This window comes from Streptomyces sp. 378, assembly GCF_030124145.1.
Taxonomy (GTDB): Bacteria; Actinomycetota; Actinomycetes; order Streptomycetales; family Streptomycetaceae; genus Streptomyces.
On the sequence record NZ_JASKMS010000069.1, the window covers coordinates 1 to 6333 of the forward strand.

5 protein-coding genes are annotated in these 6333 nt (G+C 67.3%); 4 read left to right on the forward strand and 1 reads right to left on the reverse strand.

Translation table 11 applies throughout. The features are described 5' to 3' along the window. Positions 1–37: 37 nt before the first annotated feature. Positions 38–358 (reverse strand): SAM-dependent methyltransferase, encoded by a 321-nt coding sequence (locus tag QNO09_RS39380; protein ID WP_283975027.1) that lies wholly within the window; start codon positions 356–358, stop codon positions 38–40. A 150-nt stretch (positions 359–508) separates the two neighbouring features. Between QNO09_RS39380 and QNO09_RS39385 the strand changes: the two genes are divergently transcribed. From QNO09_RS39385 to QNO09_RS39400, 4 genes are all read left to right on the forward strand, one after another. Beyond that, positions 509–3895: a LodA/GoxA family CTQ-dependent oxidase gene (locus tag QNO09_RS39385; protein ID WP_283975028.1), complete on the forward strand. Its 3387-nt coding sequence runs from the start codon at positions 509–511 to the stop codon at positions 3893–3895. Continuing rightward, positions 3895–5100 carry a tryptophan 7-halogenase gene (locus tag QNO09_RS39390; protein WP_283975029.1) on the forward strand — a complete coding sequence of 402 codons (1206 nt, stop codon included), beginning with the start codon at positions 3895–3897 and terminating at the stop codon, positions 5098–5100. The genes QNO09_RS39385 and QNO09_RS39390 overlap by 1 nt, the downstream gene beginning before the upstream one ends. A gap of 220 nt (positions 5101–5320) precedes the next feature. Continuing rightward, entirely contained in the window at positions 5321–5647 is a 327-nt protein-coding gene (locus tag QNO09_RS39395; protein ID WP_283975030.1) for a transposase, read from the forward strand. Between the two features lie 5 nt (positions 5648–5652). Beyond that, the coding region (locus tag QNO09_RS39400; RefSeq protein ID WP_283975031.1) for an IS3 family transposase at positions 5653–6333 on the forward strand (681 nt) is incomplete at its 3' end.

The following is a 6333-nucleotide window of genomic DNA, read 5'->3' on the forward strand; positions in this document are numbered from 1 at the left end:
AGGCACCAGCCGCTCAACGATCCCCACGGGCGATAGCCTACCGAGTCAGCCAAATGAGATGACGTCTTAGCGTGACGCGGTCGCCGTAACCATTGGCGCTGATCACCCGGTCTGCGAGGAAGGCCGTGTAAGCGTTGCTTTCGCAGGTCACGACATTCCCGCCAGCGCGAGCGGCCATCAGCGCCGTGACACCAGCGCCGGTCCCGATGTCCAGGACGAGGTCGCCGGGGCGAACGGTCGTCTCGATCGCTTCCCGATACGCGTGATTGCGTTCCCGGTCGTTCATCATGGCGAAGTGCCAGGGAGGAATCGCCTGTTGAATCGGGATTTCCCTACTTGCGGCGGACAAGGAGGTCATGCGTGCATGTCCCATCGGTTTCCGGCATCGGAGAAGTGTCGTTTCACCGTAGCCCCTGACACCCATGACGACCGGTCCGGCGCGGCGTAAACCTCTCCGCACCCGCCCGTGCGACCATACGGATGTTTCCAGCCCATCTCGGAGGCCTGGTTGAAGCTTGATGACATCGCCCATTGCGAAATTCATCCGACGATCGGCGTCGCGCGGATCGGCAACAGCCCGGACGCGTACTTCGTCGGACCGGAGGCACCGGGAATCACGGTTCATCCGGAAGGCGGCTTCAAGGATTCCGAAGGACGGGTCAAGCGCCAGGCGGCACGCTTTCGTGTCTACGCGTTCGACAAGGACGGCAACGTCCTGGGCGAGGTGACGGCTGCCGACGCGGACGTGGAGTGGTCGGTCGAGCTGGCCAACACGAAAGCGGCATGGTTCCGCTTCCGCGGGCGCTACCACCAGTCGGAATCCCCGGAGAACCGACGCAATCAGCATGTCGATCCCGCTGATCCCGAGGCGCGGGCCACGCTGATGATCACGCCGGGACCGCGACGGGCGAAGGGCCCGGACGCGGACGGTACCGACGCCCGGTTCGACACCGGAACCTTTCTCGGGCAGCCGGTTCCCCTCGGTGAGCTGCGCACCGACGAGGCGGGCCGGCTTCTCGTCCTGGGCGGCCTCGGGCACGCGGCCTCCGTGAGGCCGGACAACCCCGTGACCCACTACGCGAACAACGACCACTGGTACGACGACACCTCCGACGGACCTGTGACGGCCACCGTCAGGATCGGTGAGGACCGCACGGTCCCCGCCAGACCCGCCTGGGTGATCGTCGCGCCCCCCGACTTCTCGCCCGACACGTCGAACCTGGTCACCCTCTACGACGTCGCGCGCGAGGTCGCCGAGCGCGCCGGCTGGTCGCCGCGGGCCGAGGAAATCTCGTTCACCCGTGACATCCGCCCGCTGCTGGGCCGCATCCACGGCTACTCATGGGTGAATGGGAACGCTCTGCGAGGGCACGGCAGAGGCACGCAGGGCGACTTCCTGAACCCCGACCGCCTTTCCCGCCTGGCGTCGAACGCTCCGGAGGACTCTGGCGTCAGAAAGGCGGTCTTCGACCGGCTGCGCACGCCCGGGGCGAAGGACGTGGTCCAGGCCGGCTACGCCTTCATGCCGCAGCTTGCGGGGGACGACGGAGACCCGGCCGACGGCAAACCCCGCACCTGGATGTCACTCCTGCCCGGACAGTACGAACGGATGCGCCGCTGGGCCGCGGGCGAGTTCACTGCTGACGGCACGGACCCGGTCGAAGCGGTGCCGCTGAGCGACATCCCTCTTGCCGAGCAACCGCACGCGTTGGTCCGGGCTGCCCTCGAGGCGTGCGTCGGGGCGTCGTTCTTCCCCGGCATCGAGATGACGTACATCGCGGCCGAGCCGTCGACCTGGACGGGACCGTTCCGCCTGCGCGAGGACCTCTCGGCCGGGGACGTCACCAAGTACATGGCCGTGCCGTGGCACGCCGACTTCTACGAGTGCCATACGCACTGGTGGCCGGCTCAACGCCCGGACGACGTCCTGCCCGAAGAGCAGTACCGCCGGCTCATCAGCACGGCGGAGGCCGCCTGGGAACCCACCGAGCTCAGTGTGTACCGCAGGCCGTGGGCCCGTGGCGTCGGCGTGCAGCCGGTCTACCCTCCGCAACTCGATCCGCTGCCGGACGAGAGCGATCAGCAGTACCGCGACAGGGTCGCCAAGCGCTGGGCACTACTGCGCGAGCACGCCGGCGACAACGAGATGGTGGAGAAATGGAGCCGCCTCGGCTTCGTCGTGGCCCGTACCGGCGAGTCGGGCGAGACGATGCTGGTCGAGACCGAACGCGCGGAGCACGTCGGGCTCAGCGACCGTGACTGGTTCCACATGCTCCAGCACCCCGACCGCTACCCCGAGCAGGCGCAGGCCGCCCAGCACTACGCGGAGGCAGTTCTGGCGCAGGCCAGGACGGCACAGACTGATCCCCTGTTCCCGGTGATGCTGCGCCCGTTCCGGTACACCCGTGAGGCGTTCGAAGCTCGGCTGCAGCTCATCTACACGGACATCGTGGAACGGGTGGAGAACTCGGATCCGGCGCTCGACCCGCTGCGTACCCGCAGTGACGTCATCGAGCGGATCCGCCAATTCGCACCGTTCAACCTTCTGGACGGCGCCTGGTTGCGCAACGTCACGCCCTTGGGACCGATCGGCGAAGTCCATTCACTGCTGTTCTCCATCTGGATGGACGAGATCGGCGGCGGTGATCCCGCCCTGAACCACTCCAACCTCTACGCCGACCTGCTCCACAGTGTGGGTCTCTACCTTCCACCGGTGGACTCATACCAGTTCGCCATGCTCCCCGAAATGCTCGATTCGGCGTACACGGCCAGCGCCTTCCAGCTGGCCATCTCGCAGCATTCCCAGCGCTTCTTCCCGGAACTGCTCGGAATGACGCTCCAACTGGAATGGAACGTTCTGGAGATCGTGCCGGTCGTGAGACTGCTGGACTACCACGGCATCAACTCGCAGTTCTACCGGATGCACATCGGCATCGACAACGCGGCGGCGGGACATGGCGCCAAGGCCCGCGATGCGGTCATGCTCTACCTGGACCAAGTGCACGAGAACGGCGGAGACCAAGCCGTCCAGGAGCATTGGAAGCGCATCTGGGACGGCTACGTGGCCTTCCTTATCGTCGGCACCCTGTCCGACGACCTCAGGGCCCTGGTGGCCGACCGGCCGACTCCGCAAGAACGGCTGCTCGACCTGATCGAGCGCAAGGCTCCGTTCGCCCGTATGAACCACAACGGCAAGCAGCTCGGCGGCAACCGGATCAACGACTTGTTCCTCGACCCTTCCGGTCTGCTGCGGGAACTCCAGGAGTCGGGACTGATCGTGCCAGGGGAACCGGAGAAGAGCCCCTTCTTCGAGTTGACCACGTTCTCCGGGCCCATGTACAAGGTCTTCGAGGAGAACGAGCTCGAACTGTGGCGCGAGTGGACTCGTTCACTCGCCCTCCCCTCCGACGGTCCTCCTCCACCCTCCCCGCTCCAGGCGATGATCCGGCTGGTCGACACGTTGCGCCCGCGGCAGACGGGCTCGGCGGCCCACACCGGCATCCGCATCACCGGCCCCGACCCGGGCGATCCGGCGCGCACCAGGCGGGAGCCGGTCGCCTGGTGGTTCACGCAGCCCACGGCATTCCTCCTGAGCGCGATCGTCCACCCCGCCAATGAGCTCGTCTCTCCCGGCCGCCCGGAAGAAAGTTCCTTCCTCGATCTCCTCGCACCTTCGACCAGCATGGGCAGGGCCTACGCCGGTGTGGTGCCCGGCACGGGCAGGACCGGCCGCCAGATCACCATCGATTGGATCACCGCGGGTTGTCCGCTGCTGGACCTGACGCCGCCGGACAACCGGCCGCTTCTTTCGGCACCGTTGCCGGTTAAGGGCTCCGGTGCCGGCGCCGTGGAGGAAGCCCCGATGCACGTGTACGGCATGGGAGCCGTTCACTGATGCGCGAACCGCGGACCGACGCGTGCAGTGACGTGGTGATCGCCGGGGCCGGACCGGCGGGGGCCGCGGCCGCGATCACCCTTGCCCACCATGGTGCCTCCGTCATCGTCGTCGACCCGAGCAGCACACGTCCGTGGAAACCCGGCGAGAGTCTGGTGTCCCGGGCCGGGCCTCTTCTGCGGCGCCTCGGCGTGCTGGACGCGGTGGCTACCGGCCCCCACACCCCGTGCTTCGGCAATCAGTCGATCTGGGGCGGGGAGACACTCGATGAAGTGGACTTCCTGTTCAGTCCTTACGGAACCGGGTGGCATCTCGATCGCGCTCACTTCGACCAAACACTCGTGGACACGGCCCGCCTGGCCGGTGCTCGCCTACGCACCGGCCGCATCAGGTCGGTGCGGCGCGTCGGGGCTCACTGGCAGCTCTCACTCGATCACGGCGGCGTCCGGGCCCGGTACCTCGTCGAGGCCACGGGGGCAGGGGCCCGTCTGGCGCGTCAGGCAGGAGCCACCGTCGTGAAGGCCGACCGCATGGTCGCCCTCACAGCCCGCCTGCCGTACGACGCGTCAGGTCACGGTCTGCCTCGGACCTCGCTGGTCGAGTCGGCACCTTTCGGCTGGTGGTACAGCGCGCCACTGCCCGCAGGATCCTACTTCGTCATGGCGGTGACGGACGCCGACCTCGTCGCCGGGCAGGCACTCCACCAGCCGGACGGCTGGTGGCGGGCTCTGCAGGAGACCACCCTTGTGCGCCGACGCCTCCACCACGCAGCCGTAGCCCCGCCGTCCGGGCTACGCGTCGTACGGGCGGCGACGTCGTGTGTCGGCCCCGCGGCGGCTCCGGGATGGGCCGCGGTCGGCGATGCCGCCACGGCGTCCGATCCGATCGCCGTGAGGGGCATCGTCACCGCCCTCGCCACAGGCATCGCGGCGGCCGACGCCGTTCACGCCGACGCGGCGGGCGATCCAACAGCTCTGAGTGCCTACGCTGAACTCGTGGAGGCGAGCCACAACGAGTTCTTGAGGGGGCGGCGCATCTGCTACGGCAGAGAGCGGCGGTGGAACACACCGTTCTGGAGCAGACGGCACTCTGAAATGCCAGCCCCCGGCTCCGAGCCGCGACACGGCAGGCAAACGGCCGACTACAGCAAGCACCCTGCCGACAGCGCCAAGCGAGCACCTGCTGATCGTCCGTGGAATACGTAGCGCCGGTCTGGTCAGGCTTGGCGCCAGGAACGCAGCCTCTCGGCGATGCCGTACGAGTCCAGCCGCAGTCCCCGGATGTCGTAGATCAGTTCCCGCCAGAGCTCAAACTTTGTGTCCACGCGTTCTCCGGATGCCTCCAGGTAAGCGATGGCGACGCCGTATCCGTACACTGAACCGCCCCGACTCGAATAGAGACTCGATTTCATGAAAGGATCGAGTCATGGCACGACCTTCCCGTTACCCGCTTGAGCTCCGCCGTCGTGCGGTGCGCATGGTTGCCGAGGTGCGCGACGACCACCCGAACGAGACGGCCGCTCTGCAGGCGGTGGCCGAGAAGCTCGGCATCGGCTCCCGCGAGACGCTGCGGAACTGGGTGAAGCAGCAGGAGATCGACGCGGGGACGCGTCCGGGGACGACGACGGAGGAGTCCGCCCAGCTCAAGGCGTTGAAGAAGGAAAACGCCGAGCTGAAGCGGGCCAACGAGATCCTCAGGGCCGCGGCAAGTTTCTTCGCGGCCGAGCTCGACTGGCCACACGCACGCTCGTAGCGTTCATCGACGAGCACCGGGACCGCTTCGGCGGCGTCGAGCCGATCTGTAGAACCCTCACCGGGCACGACTGCAAGATCGCCCCTTCCACCTATTACGCCCACAAGAAACGCCTGGCTGCCCCGTCTGCCCGTGCCGTGCGGGACGCGGAACTCAAGGAGCTGATCCGCCAGGTCCACACCACCAACTACCGCGTCTACGGGGCCCGGAAGATCTGGCGGGAGCTGAGCCGGCAGGGTCACACGGCGGCTCGCTGCACCGTCGAACGACTGATGCGCGAGCTGGGCATCGCTGGCGCCGTCCGCGGCAAGAGGGTCATCACCACGATTCCGGACCAGCAGGCCGAGCGGGCACCGGACCGGGTGGACCGCGACTTCGTCGCCGCCGCACCGAACCGCTGCTGGGTCGCGGATTTCACGCACGTGGCCACCTGGGCCGGAGTGGTCTACGTCGCCTTCGTCGTGGACACCTTCTCCCGCCGGATCGTCGGCTGGTCCGCCGCGACGTCGAAGGAGACTCAGCTCGTCCTGGACGCTCTGGAGATGGCACTGTGGCAGCGCGACCGCGATGAATATCCCTATGTTCGCGGCGAGTTGATACATCACAGCGACGCGGGCAGCCAGGGCGGATTCAACTGGTCGTCGCAACACCTTGATCACGGAGGTATGCGATGGGACGAGACCGGA

Coding starts and splice junctions, on each gene's coding strand:
- QNO09_RS39380 (WP_283975027.1), bottom strand. CDS start 358: ATGACCTCCTTGTCCGCCGCAAGTAGGGAAATCCCGATTCAACAGGCG.
- QNO09_RS39390 (WP_283975029.1), top strand. CDS start 3,895: ATGCGCGAACCGCGGACCGACGCGTGCAGTGACGTGGTGATCGCCGGG.
- QNO09_RS39395 (WP_283975030.1), top strand. CDS start 5,321: ATGGCACGACCTTCCCGTTACCCGCTTGAGCTCCGCCGTCGTGCGGTG.